This is a genomic window from Paraburkholderia sp. GAS82, from assembly GCF_050436285.1.
In the GTDB taxonomy this organism is placed as follows: Bacteria; Pseudomonadota; Gammaproteobacteria; order Burkholderiales; family Burkholderiaceae; genus Paraburkholderia; species Paraburkholderia phenazinium_B.
The window spans coordinates 215,947-233,620 of record NZ_JBNDLX010000007.1 but is presented as its reverse complement, the minus strand read 5'-3'; the positions used below and the strand labels follow the sequence as shown (position 1 = coordinate 233,620).

15 protein-coding genes and 2 pseudogenes are annotated in these 17,674 nt (G+C 57.2%); 5 read left to right on the top strand and 12 right to left on the bottom strand.

Going from position 1 to position 17,674, the window contains the following annotated elements:
- Nucleotides 1-687 precede the first annotated feature (687 nt).
- On the top strand, nucleotides 688-1,071 hold the full coding sequence (locus P3T17_RS22935) for a nuclear transport factor 2 family protein (protein WP_429409022.1): 384 nt from the start codon (nucleotides 688-690) through the stop codon (nucleotides 1,069-1,071).
- Between the two features lie 29 nt (nucleotides 1,072-1,100).
- Here P3T17_RS22935 and P3T17_RS22930 read toward each other — a convergent pair.
- Nucleotides 1,101-1,283, bottom strand: a pseudogene (locus tag P3T17_RS22930) (IS3 family transposase); the annotation flags it as partial.
- 688 nt (nucleotides 1,284-1,971) lie between these two features.
- On the opposite strand from P3T17_RS22930, the gene P3T17_RS22925 reads away from it, so the two are divergent.
- On the top strand, nucleotides 1,972-2,295 hold the full coding sequence (locus P3T17_RS22925; RefSeq protein ID WP_429409021.1) for an H-NS family nucleoid-associated regulatory protein: 324 nt from the start codon (nucleotides 1,972-1,974) through the stop codon (nucleotides 2,293-2,295).
- Nucleotides 2,296-2,410: 115 nt separating this feature from the next.
- Here the strand turns inward: P3T17_RS22925 and P3T17_RS22920 are convergent.
- The 4 genes and pseudogenes from P3T17_RS22920 to P3T17_RS22905 form a co-directional block, all read right to left on the bottom strand.
- Nucleotides 2,411-2,694: pseudogene (locus tag P3T17_RS22920) on the bottom strand (PAAR domain-containing protein).
- A gap of 735 nt (nucleotides 2,695-3,429) precedes the next feature.
- The gene (locus P3T17_RS22915) at nucleotides 3,430-4,377 is read right to left on the bottom strand and encodes a DUF6708 domain-containing protein (RefSeq protein ID WP_429409020.1); all 948 of its coding nucleotides are present in this window, start codon (nucleotides 4,375-4,377) and stop codon (nucleotides 3,430-3,432) included.
- Between the two features lie 3 nt (nucleotides 4,378-4,380).
- Complete coding sequence (locus tag P3T17_RS22910) at nucleotides 4,381-4,506, bottom strand: hypothetical protein (RefSeq protein WP_429409019.1); 126 nt, start codon at nucleotides 4,504-4,506, stop codon at nucleotides 4,381-4,383.
- A gap of 257 nt (nucleotides 4,507-4,763) precedes the next feature.
- The gene (locus tag P3T17_RS22905) at nucleotides 4,764-6,680 is read right to left on the bottom strand and encodes a hypothetical protein (RefSeq protein WP_429409018.1); all 1,917 of its coding nucleotides are present in this window, start codon (nucleotides 6,678-6,680) and stop codon (nucleotides 4,764-4,766) included.
- Between the two features lie 373 nt (nucleotides 6,681-7,053).
- Between P3T17_RS22905 and P3T17_RS22900 the strand changes: the two genes are divergently transcribed.
- Entirely contained in the window at nucleotides 7,054-8,085 is a 1,032-nt protein-coding gene (locus P3T17_RS22900) for a phosphotransferase enzyme family protein (RefSeq protein WP_429409017.1), read from the top strand.
- Nucleotides 8,086-8,144: 59 nt separating this feature from the next.
- Here the strand turns inward: P3T17_RS22900 and P3T17_RS22895 are convergent, their stop codons facing one another.
- The 5 genes from P3T17_RS22895 to P3T17_RS22875 form a co-directional block, all read right to left on the bottom strand.
- Nucleotides 8,145-9,245, bottom strand: a complete 1,101-nt coding sequence (locus P3T17_RS22895; RefSeq protein ID WP_429409016.1) for a hypothetical protein — start codon at nucleotides 9,243-9,245, stop codon at nucleotides 8,145-8,147.
- A 240-nt stretch (nucleotides 9,246-9,485) separates the two neighbouring features.
- Nucleotides 9,486-10,169, bottom strand: coding sequence for a hypothetical protein (locus P3T17_RS22890; protein ID WP_429409015.1), 684 nt, complete (start codon nucleotides 10,167-10,169; stop codon nucleotides 9,486-9,488).
- Between the two features lie 691 nt (nucleotides 10,170-10,860).
- Entirely contained in the window at nucleotides 10,861-11,640 is a 780-nt protein-coding gene (locus tag P3T17_RS22885; protein WP_429409014.1) for a DUF29 domain-containing protein, read from the bottom strand.
- Between the two features lie 46 nt (nucleotides 11,641-11,686).
- Nucleotides 11,687-11,818 (bottom strand): hypothetical protein, encoded by a 132-nt coding sequence (locus P3T17_RS22880; RefSeq protein ID WP_429409013.1) that lies wholly within the window; start codon nucleotides 11,816-11,818, stop codon nucleotides 11,687-11,689.
- Nucleotides 11,819-11,866: 48 nt separating this feature from the next.
- Nucleotides 11,867-12,079 carry a hypothetical protein gene (locus P3T17_RS22875; protein ID WP_429409012.1) on the bottom strand — a complete coding sequence of 71 codons (213 nt, stop codon included), beginning with the start codon at nucleotides 12,077-12,079 and terminating at the stop codon, nucleotides 11,867-11,869.
- A gap of 38 nt (nucleotides 12,080-12,117) precedes the next feature.
- Between P3T17_RS22875 and P3T17_RS22870 the strand changes: the two genes are divergently transcribed.
- Entirely contained in the window at nucleotides 12,118-12,648 is a 531-nt protein-coding gene (locus P3T17_RS22870; protein ID WP_429409011.1) for a hypothetical protein, read from the top strand.
- 1,309 nt (nucleotides 12,649-13,957) lie between these two features.
- Here the strand turns inward: P3T17_RS22870 and P3T17_RS22865 are convergent.
- Both P3T17_RS22865 and P3T17_RS22860 read right to left on the bottom strand, forming a co-directional pair.
- Complete coding sequence (locus P3T17_RS22865; RefSeq protein WP_429409010.1) at nucleotides 13,958-15,232, bottom strand: ATP-binding protein; 1,275 nt, start codon at nucleotides 15,230-15,232, stop codon at nucleotides 13,958-13,960.
- A complete protein-coding gene (locus tag P3T17_RS22860; RefSeq protein ID WP_074267752.1) occupies nucleotides 15,216-15,950 on the bottom strand; it encodes a response regulator in 735 nt (244 codons plus the stop codon). The genes P3T17_RS22865 and P3T17_RS22860 overlap by 17 nt, the downstream gene beginning before the upstream one ends.
- A 469-nt stretch (nucleotides 15,951-16,419) precedes the next feature.
- Here P3T17_RS22860 and P3T17_RS22855 point away from each other — a divergent pair, with 469 nt between their 5' ends.
- Complete coding sequence (locus P3T17_RS22855) at nucleotides 16,420-17,670, top strand: efflux RND transporter periplasmic adaptor subunit (protein WP_429409009.1); 1,251 nt, start codon at nucleotides 16,420-16,422, stop codon at nucleotides 17,668-17,670.
- Nucleotides 17,671-17,674: the final 4 nt, after the last annotated feature.

The window sequence follows — 17,674 nt, the reverse complement described above, 5'->3', positions numbered from 1 at the left end:
CTGTCCGAGGAAATTAGACCATCACAGGATTCTCATAGCCCCGCCGAGTTTATTCGAAGCTATATGATGGCTCGTTGCATGCTCAAGTTTGCGCTTGCTCCACACGTTCGCTGCTTGAATACTTCGGACGTGTCGGGCGTCTCATGTGATTGATATCCGTGCGACTCGACGCCGGCTGCGAAGGAAAGGCAGAGGGGCGATGTAATCGACGGCGGCCCCGGCGTGCATCCCCCTTTGCAATTGGCCGAATGCGTGCGGAAGCGCAGCCGCTCGACCCATTAAAAAATCTGCGCGGCCAGAGAAAAATGATTCTCCACCGAGCGAACGGTATAGGCCGCACCTTCCTGGCCACCAGATGGGACGGTCATCGGTTTAAAGAGCGGTTGGGCGCGGATATCGCTCGAATTTGTCGGCGACCTTTGACGTCGACTGGACGAGAGTTTTTTTGTCTCACGCAGGGAGGTTCTGGAGGGCGTGGAAGACCTTCAATCGTGAGCGTGGGTTCCTTCGAAGCTTTGACACGCTGCCAAGCGAATTTTCATCTTGAAAAACTGAAACATGACTTTGCTTTGCTGTCAACGTAACCTATCTTCTGAGAACGGGCCGTCGAGCGTGCTCCAACGCAATAGAGTCAAGCGGTCGTAACTGACCTTTCCTCAGACGCTGCTTCCCTGTCAGGAGACTCACATGGACACACCACTAGTTCTTGCGAAGAGGGCCTATGAAGCTTTCGGACGCGGTGACATATCAGCTGTACTGGAGCTTATCGCAGACGACGTCGAGTGGAGGGTTGTTGGCCCCTCTAAGTTGCCGTTTCCAACTCACTGCAGGACGAAAGGCGAGGTCGGCGTGTATTTTCAGAGGTTAGCTGCTGCTGACGACATAACGAATTTCGAACCCCGCGAATTTATTGAGGCCGGAGACCGCCTCGTCGTGCTCGGATGGGTCAGGGCCAACATCCGTTCAACCGGTAAGCCGTTTGAAACTGAGTGGGTTCATATTATGACCATCAAAGATGGTTTGTTAACGCGCTGGATTGAATTCTTTGACACGGATGCGCGCTTGCAATGACGGCGTTTCGTAAATGCTTCCTGGAACTGGGTTCCCTCCCAACTCGTCGCTTCGTGGTCGCAGCAGCCCAACGTAAACGTCACGCGCAGCGGTTCGCCGTTGTCGCAATGAAACTCGAAGCCGTCAGAACACCGGCGTTGAGTACTCTTCGCCACGGCGACCTTGCCGTCATGCCGACGCTGCCGATGTGGCCGCATGGGCCTGCGCTCAACCGGAGAACTGCATACGCATGACGCGGTACCCGTTACTGTAAACGGGAGACTGTGCGGCGCTTCAGGGGGCTGCTCCAATGGTTGAGCATTGACGGGGAGCCACTCAGCGGAGGTTAATAGCGGTGATAGTAGCCGCCGCCTCCAGGTACAACTATGCAGCCGCTCAACGCGGTTCCGAGACATACAGCCATCAGCATCAGCGCAAAGATTCGTTTCATACGTGCCTCACTTGTCAGTAGTGAAGCCACTATATTTGGAGCGCAGATTACCAGTGTGTTTGTGTGTAACGAGACGTGTGATTTGAAACGTCCGAGCTTTCTTTGCTACCAAGGCGTCGGTTTGAGCCTGAAGCGCCTTCAGTGCCGCCTGGATTTGTTCTGGTTTTGCCATCCGGACTCACTTTGTCGTCGACAGAGTCGAGCGCATCATGCCATGTGGATGCATACTGCGGCTATGAGTTTCTAGGTTACCGAAGTTTCTGTATCAATCCAGACACCCAGATACGACATTGACGAATCGGTTTCCTGATTCGTCAGTCAGGTAAGTCGCGGGGCCCGCGCCTCTCGACACGCAATAGCTTGCCACCAGCATGACTACCTCATTAATTCGGCGCAACACGCGCACGGTGCGATTCACCGCAAACGGTGTGCGATGAACGCCAAGCAATCAGCTTAAGAAGGAGTGGTTCATGGACGAAAGAAAGCGGGATAGCATGGTTGCTTATCTCCGTCGCCGTATGCAGGAGGTTGGCATTAGGCCAGAACACCTGGCCTCGGCAATAGCGGGCGAGCAATCAAAGCAGATAGGAGCGCGCTACCGTAGTGCAACGGGGGACACGTGGAACGGCGAAGGAGAGATGCCACAGTGGCTACAGCAAGCGATTAGCGCCGGGCAAACCGTCGAGCACTTCGAAGCATCCTCAAATGTCGAGCCGTCGGGGAAGAATCGAGAAAAGGTCGACTGGCGAAATGACCCGTTTGCGGGGAGCCCATTGGCTCGGGCGCAGCGGTAAATCCAGGACACGGCTTCCAAGGTCGCGGACGAAAGTGGTCTGCAATGAACGCGCATAAACCACCTATCGGAGTATGGTGATGTCCCGAGCACGCCAGACAGTGCGCCGGTGGGTGTCAATTAGACACTTTGCCCACCGTCTGCGACGCAATGAGCTTGGGCAGAGGCTCGCACTTGCATCGACAGAGGTCGTTTTCCAACGCCACCTGCTTGCCCATGACGGTGACCTTTGAGGAGAGCCATCTGTGACTATGACACCCTCCGTATTGCAAGAATGACAGAGAACAGGGCCGCCGAGATATGCCAGAGGACGCCCGTCGAAGGAGGAACCAGCGATGCCATCGAGCACTACGCCGTCTTTGTCTGTTTTATCGTCTTTCAGAATAAATCTACGAGCCATAGCTCAATTGCCTCGCTGACGAAAATTCCTATTGAAGTAGACAGGACCTCTCGGTTTTCTGTCGCTCAGAAATTGTCGATGTCCGAGCATCGTTTTGCGCCAGGCGTGATAGTCGGATGCTGCGCCATGGTGGACGAATGCCCGCAAAAGGCAGTGATATCCACCTTCGAAAAATCAAAGACAAACTGCTTGCCTTTCTTCGACACCGGTACCATATCGCTGCCAGGCAACGCAAACGCCTAAACTCCGGCAGTTGGCTCGGACACTTTCGCCCCGTTTGAATCAACAGAGCAGTTGTTTACGCTACCCGATACAGGTGTGGAACTGGAATAGTCGAACTTGCTAATCTTTCCGTCTTGAAGCGTTACTTCCATGAAGTGACCTACAGTGTTCTTATCAGCGGTGCAGGAAAAAGTCTCTGCCTGAGCGGTGTTGACAGTACAAGCAAGTAGTCCAACGGACAAAGACAAGGAGAGGATAGTCTTCAGCATGATGTCGCGGCCTACTTCAGTTTTTTTAAATCTCATCCATTGAAAGGGTTTCCTCAATTTTGCTGGGTCGCCCAAAAAACACCCTGGCACAATTTGGGCATCAACATAGTCAAAGATAAACTTCCTGTAGGCGGCTGCGCCCGTTCCCAGTCGTAATCGTCCCGCCGTGCGTGGTCTTGCAACCAACGCATGCCACGTTGCTACCCATTGCCACCCCGTCTACGTCCGAAAGGAAGTGTCCGGCTTACAGGCCAGCGAGCGAAGCACGACCAGTATCCAGGTCGGCCGGCCAGGTGGGTTCACGACTGGTGCGCATACCGATGTAATGCAGGATGGCGGTAAGCGTAGCGAACGGCGAGAGGCCCCGGGCGAGCACGGTCGCCGCCACATTGCCCTCTGAGAGCAGTTTTCTGTTCGTGCGCTGCCACAACCGGTAGCTGTTACGGAATGAGACTTCGGTCGGAACGAGTTCCGGTGCCGGCACCGCGGACGGTCCGCCGTCCATGTATCGGCGGACAAATTCGAACTGGTCGTTCAGGGCATGCACTATCTGACGACCGTTCTCCGTCGTCTCGTCGTCGATGGTGTAGACCGTGCGACCGAACGAAAACGACTGGCTAACGCGCCCCTGGTCATCGAGCACGTGACAGCGTAGCCCGTACGGCGTGCTCCTGGAAATCGGGTCCTTCGGACGCTGCTCGATGAAAAAGAACGCCTTGTCCCAAGGGACTGAAATGACACCTTTCGCGCCTGCCCCCCGGTAGGCGTGCACCATGCGCGTCTGGCGATTGAACCGGATGGGAATGCGGGTCCAGGTGAACAACTCCTGGCTAAAGCCCCATAGCGACACGAGAATGACACCGAATCCAAAGAGCATGAAGACAACGACGAAAGCCATTGCTGCCATCAATTCTGCACCACTGGTATTCGGCGGAGGATTACTGAGCGCCCAGACCATCCCCCAGACGAACATCACTCCCATCGCGAAGATAAAGATACAGCCATACGTCAGCATGCCACGCTGTTGATACGCCGCATTCATGGTTTCGAGCCATGTGTCATTCATTCCGAATATCGAATCGTCATCGTGCGCCTTCCCGCTGGCCGGACTATCGACCTTGAGCTGGCGGGACTTTTCCTCGTCCGTTAACTGCCGGCGCAACTTGACCCACAATCTACCTTCCCATGCCATCGCTTATGCTCCTAATCCCGCGTACGCCTTTTGCTCTTCCGCCAGCGAACGGTATTTGTTGTCTTTCTTGTTGGTGCCGAAGTGGCTGCGACCCAGAATCCCCTTCAGCACACGTGTTTTAAAATGCATGATGACCAGCCGCATGGCGATAAGCAGGATGGTCAGTCGCAGAAGCCACGAGCCAATCCGCCGCCGGTCAAACAGATTTCGAGCGCGACTCCTGCGACAGCAGAAGGCCAGTAGGCGATGGTCAGCCCCACGCACCCCGCCTTCCACTGCTCCGTACCGTTCATGGTGTCGTAGAGCGCTAGGAAGATGACATCGTCGCGCTCTTGTGTTTTGGCTAGTGACCGGCCTCCCGGGACGGCCAGCCACGGCTTTCCGCCTCAACCTCGCTTAGCGAATTCAACTGCCAAACGGCGGAACGATGGTATGTCGAACGAGAGCTCGATGTTACCCTCGGCCAACTCACCCGTTCGAATCAAGGGGCACCGTGCAGCAGCTTCCAACAGATTTAGTGGGATGGACTCCATGTCGGCAGATTTATCCGGAAAGCCAACCCACTCTCTGACAGTCCCTCTCCGGATGAGCCGCCCGAGAGCAGTCACCCGCAGCGTTGCTGCTTGCGCTGTGTGAGCTGGGTTCGTTGTCTGTTTAAACACCTTGGCTGACGCCAGGGTTGCTGTTTCCCATCCCTGCTTTTTACCTTCGCGACATCTCTGGGTAATCTCCGTTTGAAGGGCTATCAAGTCGTTTGCTGTAATTTCCACGGAATTTAAGCTTGAAAGATTTGCGTCCTTCATTTCGGTCCAGGCCTGAGTGGCGGCTGGGTCTGCGTCGGCACGGTCCTTACCTTTAGGTAGAGCGTCGAAAAACTTCATGTCCCAGAGCGAAAGCTCACCCACTAGCGCAAGTCGTTCACGGGTAATCGGCAGGTCCCGAACAAATCTCCTCTCAACCTTTACCGTAAACTGCAGGCCGCCGGCCTTCGCTTGTGAGTAGACTTCCTTTAAGACAACAGAGTTATCTGCACGTCGGTCCAGCCGCTGGAGCCTTTCGATTAGCCGCTGCGCGAGCGGAGAGAGCCTTGCGGTTTCCGATACGACGAGACGTAAGTGTTCGAAACTTCGCATCCATTCGTCCATCTGTTTGCCATCGACGAACTGGCTAATGGGTCGGCGAGAGTCAAAGTAAAGGTCGTTAGCCGAAGGCAGGCCGAGACCTTCTGTCAATTTAAAGAGCGTCTCACGAGACAACTGCAGTCTGGCCAGAGCTGACGACCACGAAGCTGCGTCCATTTGAACCATCCCAGCCACCTGTTCGGTTGAGATGTTGCGTGCAGCAAGCAGTTCGTTCAGGCGACCTACGTTAATAGCGTCGACCCCGAAGCCACCCTGAAACTGCTCTTTATGTTTTTCATCTATGAAGGCTGCAAGTTCGGTCCGGTTGACCCGGTGGAACGTAGCCAGCCTTTGCCCCATGCGCTCGGCGAGTTTGTCGTCGATAGGTATTGGTTTGCCATCGCCCGAGACGCTACATACCTGATAGCGCACGCTTTCACCCGAACGCCGCATCATTGACGACATTACCTGACGCTCGTAACCTTCATCGCGCTCATAAATCGCCAGAATGCTTGACTCAGCGCCCGTCATTAGCTGGACGCCATCCTTAATGAGGCAGAGCCTAGCGGAGTTCGTACCCGGAACTTGCGCGGCGCCATCGAGCCAGCCACCGAACTGCCCCTCTACAAGTCGTCTAACGCGCTCTATTGCCCTCAGGGTACTTTGTTCATCTATCTTTGACGGAGAGTCGTCAGGCTCTTTACGGGCAAGAATATATCGCGCTCCAACCAGCGGCTTTCCTACGAATATGAATTCGACATAGTCATCAGCGCGATTCACATAACCGTATGGCCTTTCTCCGGCCCTGGAGAGGATTCCCGCGAGTTGCAAGCATAGGTCGGCAGTTGCGTCCTGGATTTTGCTGTGACGCTTTACCCGAGGCGTAAAGGCCGGTGTGTCGAACATGTAATGGGCCGTCAGCCACACGGGTCTCGGTCTCGAAACGTGTCCTTGAAAGCCATCCATCAATGCGACAGCCTTCAGGCAGGACGAGTATTTGATTCGGATACCGTAACCAGCTAACGCGACTTGCAAAAAGCGCGGCGGCGGCTCGTCAGTCGAACGCATTGCTGCGCTGATTTCAAGAGCAATGGGAAGGGGAAGGATGTGCTGTGCCTGAGCAAGAAACGACACAAGAGAAGAAGCTTGCGCTTCCACGGGCAATCGGCCAAGGGAGGACATACCAGTCTCCAGTCGACAGAGCCATTTCGACGGTGTGCTTTGCCGGGCTCGTTGACGGAAACTCGGTTTTGAGGTGCTGCGGAATCTGCCTTTGCCGTACTCCCGAGACGGGAGCGCACACGCTGACGGGCGGCAACTAGCCCACACGACAAAGATAGAAAGAGACGGCCGCCGTGTCAAGGTTGGCGGAAAAGCGAAGTGGCCCTATCGGCGCAGATTAGATATGGGCGCTTGTGCACCTTGACTGACGGAATAATGCGAAATGCATCAAATCGCGATTGAGAGCAACGTTCCGATATGAATCGCCGATTTTCTCGGCCGAACAGGTGGAGCATAATCTCTCGCTGATGTTCTTTCCTGATGGATATCGACGATGCTTACCACACAGACGAATGGTTCAAACCCGATGCGGGTCGTCTACTCGACCATCGGGGGCGATGAGATTCGCAGAGTGCTTGAACAGGCGTTCGATATCGCACCAATCGATGATTGCACCTTGTTGCAATCGGGCTTTAACGACATGTACGAGGTCGCTCTGGCTGACGGCCAACGCTGCGTCGCGCGCCTGAGCTCGCGGCTGGAAAGAGGCGTGCCGAATGTCGACTACGAGACGGCGCTGCTCCACCACCTGAAACGCGCCGGAGCAGCGGTCGCTGCGCCTTGGGTAGCTAAAAGCGGCGCACTCAGCGCAGAGGTCGCCGCGCCTGAAGGGCCACGTCCCCTGGTCGTCTTTGATTTCCTTTCAGGCGAAGCACCGGGCGATGAGGCTGCAGACATCGCAACGATGGGCGCGGAGCTCGCGCGCATCCACGTGCTCTCTCGAGACTACAAGGGGCCTCCGAGTAACTACCAGCTCGATTTTGACCATCTTCTGCGCCGCCCGCTAGCGCGTTTGTTAGCGACGAGGGCCTTGGGCGAAGAAGTTCGCGAGATGCTGAACTCGATTGCGCGCAGCCTCGAAGGACGCATAGCAACACTCAATGGCCTCACATCCGTCGCTTGCCACGGCGATTGCCACGGATGGAACACGCATATGAGCGATGGACCGGAAGGCGTGCGAGTGGCCTCATTTTTCGACTTCGACGATGGTGGCCCAGGCTACCTGGCCTATGACCTGGCCGTTTATCTCTGGAACAATTTGCTAGGTCGGCAGCTTGAAAGGCCGGATGAGGAAGCCGAGACCAAGTGGGGACATTTCGTGAACGGCTATCGCAGTGTCGCACCGATTCCGGCAGTCGATTTTGAGGCCATCATGGCATTCGTTGCAATCCGTCACTTCTGGCTGATGGGCGAGTTCGCTGGCCGCATTCAACGTATGGGTTTAAGTGTGTTTCGCGGACCGTGGTTTCGGAAGAACTTTGAGCTTGTCAAAGAGTGGCAATCACTTACCACTCCAGGTGTGTGAACGCACAAGGTCACCTCGTGCAATCAGCAATTGCAATCTTCGCGTTGATTGCGCGATGGCTAAGCGTATTCGTACAGCAAGGTCAGTAGCTTCTCCAGGCGTTCCGGCGAGAGCTCGAACAATTTGCAGAGTTCGCAATTGAGATTGAGCGGAAGGGCAATGCCGATTTCTGATTGAAGACGTTTGCCGAAATCTTGAAGTGCTGCAGTGTCGGTCTTCAACCTCTTACTGGGTACGTACAGACCACCGTCCGCGTGCACCCCGACAAGCGGCTGTCCGCCGGCACGGCACAATGTGAAGCGAGGGTTGTCTCCTGAGGATGTGCCGACAGCGAATTCCAGGTTATTTTGCCTGCCCCAATCGCGAAACCGTTCAAGGTTGGCGAGCATGGCCGTCTTGTATTCCCCCTTGCTGATACCGTTCTTCGTAAACTTTTCCCTCTTCTGGACCAATTCGACGAAGTCATCGACTGTGCGCGACACCCCCTGTCCGGTTTCGGCAGACTTGCGGGTCTCTGCTCGCGCCGTGCGGCCTATAACAGTTGGGACAAATGCTTCGCGCCCACCGCTCTCAAGTCGCTGTATCTCGATGCCAACCACTTCTTCGACGTCAAGCCGCTCATTGAGAAACTCGATGAGTCGACGCAATGTTGCGGGAATCTCGTCGGCAACGAACACCAGTCGCACCCGACCAGCTTCGAGATTGGTCTGAACTGTCTTCCAGAAGTTGTCTGCATCTTGCTCCCCCAGAAACTCAGATAGCAGAGTATCCGCCTCTGTTGGGCGGTAAGCCCGGAACTGGCTCTGGATGTCGCGAACGCTGCAACCGACCATAAGCGACGCGTAATCCAGCATTTGGGCCACCACTTGCCGTCTGTTTTCCGAATTTGCCGAGCGCTTGTCTTCAACGAGCGTGGGAATCCCTTCCTGGTCGAGGAACAGATGGTCAACACTGAGGGAGCTACCGTTGCCGTCGCTCAACGGAAATTCGTCTCTCACGCGCAGCCACTTGCTTCGCCCGTTATTGTTTGGACCTGGCAAACCATCAGCGAGCAACTCCGGGAAAGTCGAGAGGAGGTTCTGCAACTGCTTCTCCTGTCCGTATGGCTTGCGGTCAAAGCGGACCAGCTTTCCGTCATCCGCCAGGTACATGCTTGTCATCTGGTCCCCCGCTGAGTTTATTGCCGCTGTGGCGGCAAATTACACGCGCTGGACCAGCCTTTCTGTACGCCCGACCACCTATAGGTGTACCAGGTCTTCCTCCGGGGAACGAATTACGGATACCCTACCTACTACGAGAGTAGTGCTCCGTTGCCGGAGATAATTGTCTACGCCGCCGCGGACCATACGACTCATTTGATGTTGCTGCAAAACACGGGTGTCAGCGGCTGCACGCGTCGTCTAAGAACGCAGTTCGCTCACCAGCGTGCGCCAATCATCGAGAGACCCAGAGCGGGAGACGCGTTCGATGGTCTCCTGCTCGTCGCGCGACAAGATGCGAGGAAGCGCGAGTTTTACCTGGTGGGGAAGCGCGAGGCTTGCGATGAAGGCAACCGGGTATCCGTCGGCTGGCACCGGATGGGGCTCCCGATACTCGACAACAGCCGTTACCTGTGAGCCGCCAAGGCCCCGGCCTGTTTCGAAATTGCGAATATCCGCAAGTGCTAGCCGAACACGCAGAGCTTTCTTGAGCGAGTCATCCGATGCGCACACGAGAGCGTAATGATTCACCTTCGGCTTACCTGACGGTAGCGTTGAGCGGCTGGTAACAAGCACATGCGCAGGCAGCGGCGTGACTTCTCCTCCGGCTGACCCGGCGGCGGTCCACACCACGACCTTGTCCGGATTCACATCATGCGTTTTAGCAGCACTTCGCATGGGACTGAAGACTGCCTTCAGCGAACCATGAGTCATCGCAGCCCTCGCCGTAGCGGTACCAAGTGACTGGCCAATACCCCAGTAAAACACGCCGCCACCTAGTTGTCTCTCCCAATCCTTTCGCGTGATGATGGCGTCAAGCGCTTCACCTGACTCAATGCCCATTCTCGACCAGACAAAGGTAGCAGGTAGTGTCGAAAGGCTCATGTTAGTAAGCTCACAGAAAAGCGGTCTTTGATTCTGCGCGGAATACGCCACCCGTAGTGTTGGCAAGCCCACCATGAGGTGTACGAGTCACGCCCCGGTATTCGGCGCCCACGTGCAGTCGGGGGGCGTGTCGATGGGTAAGACCCCCGCGTTGGGTTGCAAATCAACTCGCCCGTCCGCACCAGACTATCAAACCAAACCCGGGACACATGCAACACGAGCGTCGCTTCGTCACCAGGTAAGTATGCGGGACCGAGCGTGACGCAGCTGTGCGCACGCTTGAATTCGTGCACTTTCATCTGATTTATTTTTAGTCGGTCACCTGAATACACGGCTCCATAACGTGGTCACGACAGCCACGAAAATCATTCTGAGAGATATTTCATGGTAGGTATCTAGCGAATTGGCGGGCGGAGACTCCCGGGCGGGTAGGCCCCGGAGGCGCCGAGATTTGCGGCGCAACCACGCCGAACGTGCTGCGCGAGCGAATGCCGTCTCGGCCTCTCGCGGCAGGTCCGTGACAATGTCGAATTCCAGGCCGTCGATGTACCCCGATAACGAATAGCCCGAGGCCCGCTGCGTCATCCACCCCACATAGCCCCATGCAAAGACTTGGGTCATCTTCGCCTCCTTCGTCGACATCGCAAGTTTCGCAATGAGCTGATATCCGGTATTGAAGCGAATTGGTCCATCAGCGCTGACTGTCCCGGATACGAAAGACAGTACTTGCTGGACGACGCTTGACCAATCCTCGAGTGTGTTTCGGTGTTCGTGCGCGACCGACCTTCGCTTTGACCAAACGTTCGAGCGTCCCAGACGGCATGGTGAGAATCGTATCCACCACATCAGGCGCGAGCATGCAAATCATCAGTGCCATACGCGAAATTATCTTCTCCGCTTTAGCTTTAAGGCCTTTCGTGGGTCGCCCAACATTAATGCGGCGGTAGCGGATGCGAGCACCATCTTTCCCACCAACGCGTAGGTAAGTAGCATCGATGTCGAACGCCAGGGTCGTCAGGTCCACGTGGCGAAGCTTCGCGGCATCGGCTGGCAACCAGCCCTCAGAAAGAACATCGTGGATTGCCCAAGGACATTCCGACGGGAACGAATCGTGTCCGTTTTCAGTCGTCGCCTGAGCGAGTGCGTCCGACCATATCAACTGGAAAGTTCGGGGTTCGCCAATCCGGGCACGCAGGCTCGGTGAGTCGTCCAGAATATCGGCAACATCCAGCCGTCGCGCCTCAATCATTGCCGAACGACTGTCGGTGCGCTCGGCGGGCAGGTGGTTCCACTTGAGTAAAAGGGCGAGCAGGACCGACATCTGTCTGGCTAGCTCAACCAGTTCCGCCTTCGCGATATCTTCAATCTCATCAGCAAGATGCTCGATGTCCAGCAGGTCGAAACGACGTTCCCGCAGAAATCGGGCTTGTTCAAATGCCCACGCGCAGACATCCTCGTCATAGGTCGTCATCTGGCTCCTTGATAGACATCGCCCGCGCCCGCGCGGAGAAAGAGGGTCATTTCCGGATGATTGCGACCACAAAAATGAAGCCAACTATCAGTCCGAGCACTACGGCAATCCGGCCGACCCACTCGACCACGAAATCGACATTCTTCTGTGACTCGGCGAATTGAAACAGCCATTTCATAGTCGCCTCAACCGGCTCGGACGTCGGATTCGCATAGCGAGTTCGGCCTTATAGGCCGAGAGGGCCCTTGTCTTCGGTTTGCGAATCCAAATATTCTTTGGCGGCGCGCTTCCTATCTGCCGCGTATTTCTCGACAGATGCATCGTCAATGGCATAGTCTCCGTTCTCTGTGGGAGTGCCAGTTATCTTGCCGCGTTCGAGCAATAGCCTTACGTGCCGGCGACTTACGAAGAGGTACTTGGCTGCTTCTGCGATGTTCATGTCCAGTCTCCGAGACCACCCAGCCGCAAGCGAAACCAATGTCAACAAAACGCGAACTTCAAGGCAGGCGGCTGCGGGCCGTCTTGTTTAGAAATCCCGATGTAAAAAGTGACGGTAGCGAACTCATGTCGTACACCTTGGGGGAATTGCATCGCGACATAGTCCACTGCATGCTCGATGTCGAATGTGACGCCTCTTCGAGCCGCGCCAACTCGTGTTTAGCCGATGCTGTTGCTCCCCTAGTAAGCTGTTGCACTCACGTCAAAGGATTTCCGGACGCCGTTCAAAAGGCGCCACTTCTCCCAGAAATACTGGGCGTCGGCGTTGTCGCCAGGCGCGCCGCGCAACTGATAGATGCGCCCCGACTCGGTCGTCGCCACCATCCGCGAAGGGTCGGACGGCTTTATGGCAGTGCTTACCCGTCCTGTAAAGTCATCTCGGACGCCGACAAGGTGGTGCTCGCCGACATCAGTCTCCATAACGCGCCAGCAAAGCAGGACGATTTCTGGGTCTCCATTGACACTCTCTACGTTCCACACCGCCATTTGAAACCCCCTCAAGAAAAGTGACTGCGTCTGCTGAAGCACCGGTTCCTATAACAAACGGTTTAACGGACTAGCATAAGATTACGAATGCGACAGCGGACAATATGCAGAGGACGGAGACTGTCCCACCGAGCCATATCGCGACGCGGTGAACGTTCTTTTGCGACGAGGTGAAGCGGAGGAGCCATTCTGAAAAAGGGTTGAGCCGCTTCATCTCTTGTCTCGGTTGGTTCGGATGCAATGGCGCTCCTCTTGCCACGTTCAAAGTCTTGGGTATCGCGCCGGAGCAGAGTCCCGGCCGCAGCGTCTTCTGGAAATCATAAGAAATCACCACGGTTTCATTCATCTAAAAATCCTCGGGACCAATATGACGAGCACGAGGACCACGCCGAGCAACGCTATCGCCGCGCCGAGCCACCTGGCAACGCCATCAATATTCTTTTGCGAAGAAGCAAAACGCGTCAGCCATTTCATGGCGGAGCCGCCTGTTCAATATCGATGACGGTACCTGCCGCCAGCCAGGAAATCGAGCCGGTTCTATGAATAAACACACTCCATAGCCATCGGGTCTCTCTGCAGTAACCTGCGCCGAGACATCAACGTGGGAAGGCACACCGTTCCATTTACACGCGCGTTTCAAAACGTTTTGGGTATCTTGACAGTGGCTAAATGGTCCTCGTAGTTAATACACACGCCCGGAGTTCGTGAGGCCTTTAACCGCAACAGAATCGAATTGACATATGGCCGAACTGACTCGACCGGTTCCGTCTCATACGTCGATGCCGAAAAAAATGCCTCGAGCCACTCGCCGTTTCGAATATCTGCCAGGGCGACAATGAGAGCTCGGGTTGCAAGGCCACTGACGATGCTTGCCAAATTTGCATGAATGACTCCATCTCATCCTCGACCATCGCGGAACTGTGGTCCTTGGGGCAGAAGCTCGTAAGGATTGAGCCTAAGTTCATGTTAGTCGGATTTTCGCCCAGATAAAATAAAAAAGTAGATTGTTTTATCGGTGATTTTTTTGGACAGGATATGATTTATTTTGTTTTGATAGGTCAATTTATGGTTTATTGCGTGCAAAGTATTTCAAGATTGCACCATATTTTGCGGACAGCTTATGCCTTATTTTGTGGACGCTTTATGTTCAACGGCACAGTTCCGTCCAAATCTTCCCACTCTTGCCGCACACGCGTTTCAATGTCTCCTGGCTTCCCGGAAGCTCGTGTGTCACCCGTTGACATCCTCAAGTTTGCGGCGAACAACCGTGATTGGTCCGGAGGGGGCAGGCTTCTATCGCGCGAAGGGCGTTTTCTATTGCCAGCGTGTGGTGTCACGCGCCGCCGCGATTGCCGCCGTGTGCAGCAGGAAACGTCAACGACACTGCAAATCCCCCATCGGGCGCATTCTCCGCGCTAAATGCCCCGCCGTTATACCGCACGAGGCGTCGGACGATTGCAAGTCCCAGTCCGCAATGGGCGTTACCTCCACGAGCTTCGTCGAGCCGCACGAAGGGTTGCAAGGCACGCTCGAGTTGCCCGGCAGGGATGCCGCCGCCATGATCGCGCACGCTCAACACGTACTGGCCGTTGCGCCTGAAGGTTGAGATGTCCACTGGTGGTTCTCCGTACGTCAACGCGTTTTCGATCAGGTTGGCGAGAATCCGGTCGAGGTCGACCAGCGGCAAATTGAAACCATCACCGGCGTGCAGGTTAAGCCGCACCAGCGCATCGTCTGCGAGACTGTCGCCGTAGTGACGGTGGCAATGTGCGTCGACGCCCGCGTGCGGGGACGTATCGGCCGTCTCACGCGCGAAGTCGAGGAACTGCGTCACGATGCGCGACAGCGATTCGGCGTCACGCAGAAAGCCGCTGCGGTTCGCTTCGTCGGGGAGGAGATCGGCGCGCACCTGCATTCGCGTGATCGGGGCACGCAGGTCATGCGCAACGCCCGCCAGCATCACTGCGCGCTCCTGTTCGGCTTGCGCGAGTTCATGCACCATCTGATTGAAGTCACCGATCAACTCTTTCACTTCACGCGGACCACCTGGCTGCACCACGGGCGCGCGGTGGCCGACACGGAATTCGCGCGAGGCTCGCGCAAGCCTGTGCAGCGGCCGCTGCAAATACCATGCGCCGAGCAGCGCGATGATCACGGCTAGCGCGAGCATCAATAAAGATGCGCTCAGGAAACGCCGCCCGGGCAACGCCGCGTTTTGCAGTTTCGCCCAGTCCGCATTGCCGGCATAACGCACCCACACGGCGCCGTTGTCGGGATCGAATATGACCTGACTGCCCGGTGGCAGCTTGCTGCGCAGGTCGCGGTCGAACGGCGTGTTCGTGTTCGTGCAAGGCGCGGGGCAGCCGTACTGGATCGCCTTGTCCGCCGGCACGTAGGTCACGCCGAGCGTCGCAGCGATGCTCGAGACGGCGAGCGAGCCGTCGTGCTCAGCCTGCATGGCAAGCTGTACCGCGTGCTGCATATGAGTCGCATCGAGCTGACCACGCTCCGAGTCGACGATGATCAGCAAGGTGACGTGAACCAGCACGATCAGCCCGACCGTCATCAGCGCGAGGCGGCCGAACAGCGTGTTAAGCGGGTTTTTCATCGTCGCTGTTGCCTGGTACGAACATGTAGCCGATGCCGCGCAATGTCTGGATCCGGCGTGGATTGGCGGGGTCGTCCTCGAGCAGGCGGCGCAGGCGCCACACCGGTACGTCGATGCCGCGTTCGGTCACTTCCGCGTAGGGGCCGTGCAGCAGGTCAACCAGCTTCGTGCGCGAGAGCGCCTCCATGGGATGCAGCGCGAACACTTCGAGCAGCGCGTATTCGCTACCAGTGAGTTTGAGTGGCTCGTCATCGCGATACAGGGTGCGCGTCGCGAAGTCGAGACGAAAGCACCCAAAGCGAAACGCTTCCCGCCGTTCCGCCTGGACCGCTAACGGAGCTTGCGCGTGGCGGCGCAGTACGGCGTGAATGCGCGCGAGCAGTTCTTGCGGCATGAACGGCTTGCCGAGATAGTCGTCGGCGCCGAGTTCGAGACCGATCACGCGGTCCACGCCGTCGGCGCGCGCCGTCAGCATGATCACAGGAATGGTGTTGCCGCTCGTGCGGAGTTGTCTGAGCGCGGTAAGTCCGTCGATGCCCGGCATCATCAGGTCAAGCACGACGATGGATGGGCGCTCGCGTTCGAGGCGGCGCATCAGTTGGTTCGCATCGTGCAGCACCGAAAATTCGATGCCGCGTTGCTGGAAAAACGTTCTCAGCAGATCGCGCAGATCGGCGTCGTCGTCGACCAGCAGGACCTGGATTGGCGTGTCGGACATGGTTGGGCCTGACGAGGTGAGCGCTGTTGACGCTGTAAGGGGCGGTGTGTATCCGCACAAGAGCATGGCGAGGCGCACGAGGGCGGAGATTCCGCCGCGCCGGTTGCTGGCCGGTCGCACACCGAAATATAGCGAAATACCGGGCCGCGCCGGTTGCTGGTTCTTAGCGGCGCTTACAGTTTATTACGCGGCGGCAAAGTAGAGGGTGGGCATTGGGTTACACGTTGTAATCAACCCCTAAGCCACCGTAATCGACTGGCCGCTAATCTGGGTCATCCATAGCCGCTGGCATGGCATTGCGCGGTTTCCCTCGAGCCTGGCGCCGCTTCTGGCGCCGCGCTCCGTTGTGCGCGAAATCAGGCGCATTCGCAGGCGACATATCCTCGTTCTCCTTACGCGTTTGAAGGACGCATGCGTCATTGCATGCCAGGCGGCCCTTTGTCGAACCCAGTCGAAGGATGCCCTGAGCATGACACGAGTTCATATTTTGCCGGCACGTTCGCCGCGTGCAACGGTAGTAAGCCCGCTTGCCGTCGTGGCGGCGATCGCCGCCTTCGCCCTCGCGGGTTGCGGTCAACAGGCGCCGCAGATGCCACCCCAAATGGTCCCCGAAGTCGGCGTGGTAACCATCGCGCCGCACGCTGTGGTCGCCAGCACGGAGCTGTCCGGTAGGCTCTCCGCCATACGCGTGGCCGAAGTCAGGCCGCAGGTAGAGGGCATCGTGAGAAAGCGCCTCTTCACGGAAGGTGCGGTGGTCGCGGCGGGCAGCGTGCTTTATCAGATCGATCCCGATAGTTACCAGGCCGCTTACGATCAGGCCGTTGGCACGCTCGCGAAAGCGGTGGCCACGGCCGCCGCGGCGCAAACCAAAGCCACGCGCTACACGGCGCTGTGGAAGGTCCAGGGCGTCAGCCAGCAGGACTATGACGACGCGATCTCGTCGTTGCAGGAAGCGCAAGCGGATGCGGTCGCCGACCGCGCCGCGTTGAAGACGGCAGCCATCAATCTTGGCTACACGAAGGTGGTCGCGCCGATTGCCGGACGCATCGGCAAATCCAGCGTGACAGAAGGTGCGCTCGTCACGGCGGAACAGACCACCGCACTGGCCACGGTTCAGGCCACGGACCAGATGTATCTCGATGTGACCCGCTCGTCGGCGGACTGGCTGCGGTTGCAGAAAGAGTTCGCCAGCGGTCAGTTGCAGCAGGCCGGCAAGGATGGCGCGGTGGTTCATCTGGTGATGGAAGACGGCTCTCCCTATGCGCAGGCCGGCAAGCTGCTGTTCTCCGATATCACCGTCGATTCGACCACCGGTTCGGTCACCTTGCGTTGCGTGTTCCCGAATCCCGATGGCGTATTGCTGCCCGGCATGTTCGTGCGTGCCCGGCTTGAAGAGGGCGTGAACCAGCAGGCGATCACCGTGCCGCAACTGGCCGTCTCGCGCGCCTCCGACGGCTTGGCCAGCGTGCTGACGGTCGATGCTGCCAACAAGGTGGAGCAGAGACACGTCACCGCAGATACCGCCAACGGCGCCGACTGGATCGTCACCCGCGGGCTGAAAGCCGGCGACCGGGTGATCGTCGCGGGTTCGCAGAAAGCGCGTACGGGCGCTCTCGTCAAGCCGGTGGAGAGTCCCGCCACGGCGGACACCGCTGCCACTGCAGCGACCCGCGCGCCGGCCGCCGGAGCGCTGGCCGCACTTCCGACAACCGGTAGCTAAAGCG

Excerpts from the sequence above, each read along its gene's own strand:
- P3T17_RS22900 (WP_429409017.1), top strand. The coding sequence starts at position 7,054 with ATGCTTACCACACAGACGAATGGTTCAAACCCGATGCGGGTCGTCTAC.
- P3T17_RS22890 (WP_429409015.1), bottom strand. The coding sequence starts at position 10,169 with ATGAGCCTTTCGACACTACCTGCTACCTTTGTCTGGTCGAGAATGGGC.
- P3T17_RS22925 (WP_429409021.1), top strand. The coding sequence starts at position 1,972 with ATGGACGAAAGAAAGCGGGATAGCATGGTTGCTTATCTCCGTCGCCGT.
- P3T17_RS22915 (WP_429409020.1), bottom strand. The coding sequence starts at position 4,377 with ATGGCATGGGAAGGTAGATTGTGGGTCAAGTTGCGCCGGCAGTTAACG.
- P3T17_RS22860 (WP_074267752.1), bottom strand. The coding sequence starts at position 15,950 with ATGTCCGACACGCCAATCCAGGTCCTGCTGGTCGACGACGACGCCGAT.
- P3T17_RS22905 (WP_429409018.1), bottom strand. The coding sequence starts at position 6,680 with ATGTCCTCCCTTGGCCGATTGCCCGTGGAAGCGCAAGCTTCTTCTCTT.
- P3T17_RS22880 (WP_429409013.1), bottom strand. The coding sequence starts at position 11,818 with ATGAAATGGCTGTTTCAATTCGCCGAGTCACAGAAGAATGTCGATTTC.
- P3T17_RS22855 (WP_429409009.1), top strand. The coding sequence starts at position 16,420 with ATGACACGAGTTCATATTTTGCCGGCACGTTCGCCGCGTGCAACGGTA.
- P3T17_RS22910 (WP_429409019.1), bottom strand. The coding sequence starts at position 4,506 with ATGCATTTTAAAACACGTGTGCTGAAGGGGATTCTGGGTCGCAGCCAC.
- P3T17_RS22895 (WP_429409016.1), bottom strand. The coding sequence starts at position 9,245 with ATGACAAGCATGTACCTGGCGGATGACGGAAAGCTGGTCCGCTTTGAC.
- P3T17_RS22935 (WP_429409022.1), top strand. The coding sequence starts at position 688 with ATGGACACACCACTAGTTCTTGCGAAGAGGGCCTATGAAGCTTTCGGA.
- P3T17_RS22875 (WP_429409012.1), bottom strand. The coding sequence starts at position 12,079 with ATGAACATCGCAGAAGCAGCCAAGTACCTCTTCGTAAGTCGCCGGCAC.
- P3T17_RS22870 (WP_429409011.1), top strand. The coding sequence starts at position 12,118 with ATGTCAACAAAACGCGAACTTCAAGGCAGGCGGCTGCGGGCCGTCTTG.
- P3T17_RS22865 (WP_429409010.1), bottom strand. The coding sequence starts at position 15,232 with ATGAAAAACCCGCTTAACACGCTGTTCGGCCGCCTCGCGCTGATGACG.
- P3T17_RS22885 (WP_429409014.1), bottom strand. The coding sequence starts at position 11,640 with ATGACGACCTATGACGAGGATGTCTGCGCGTGGGCATTTGAACAAGCC.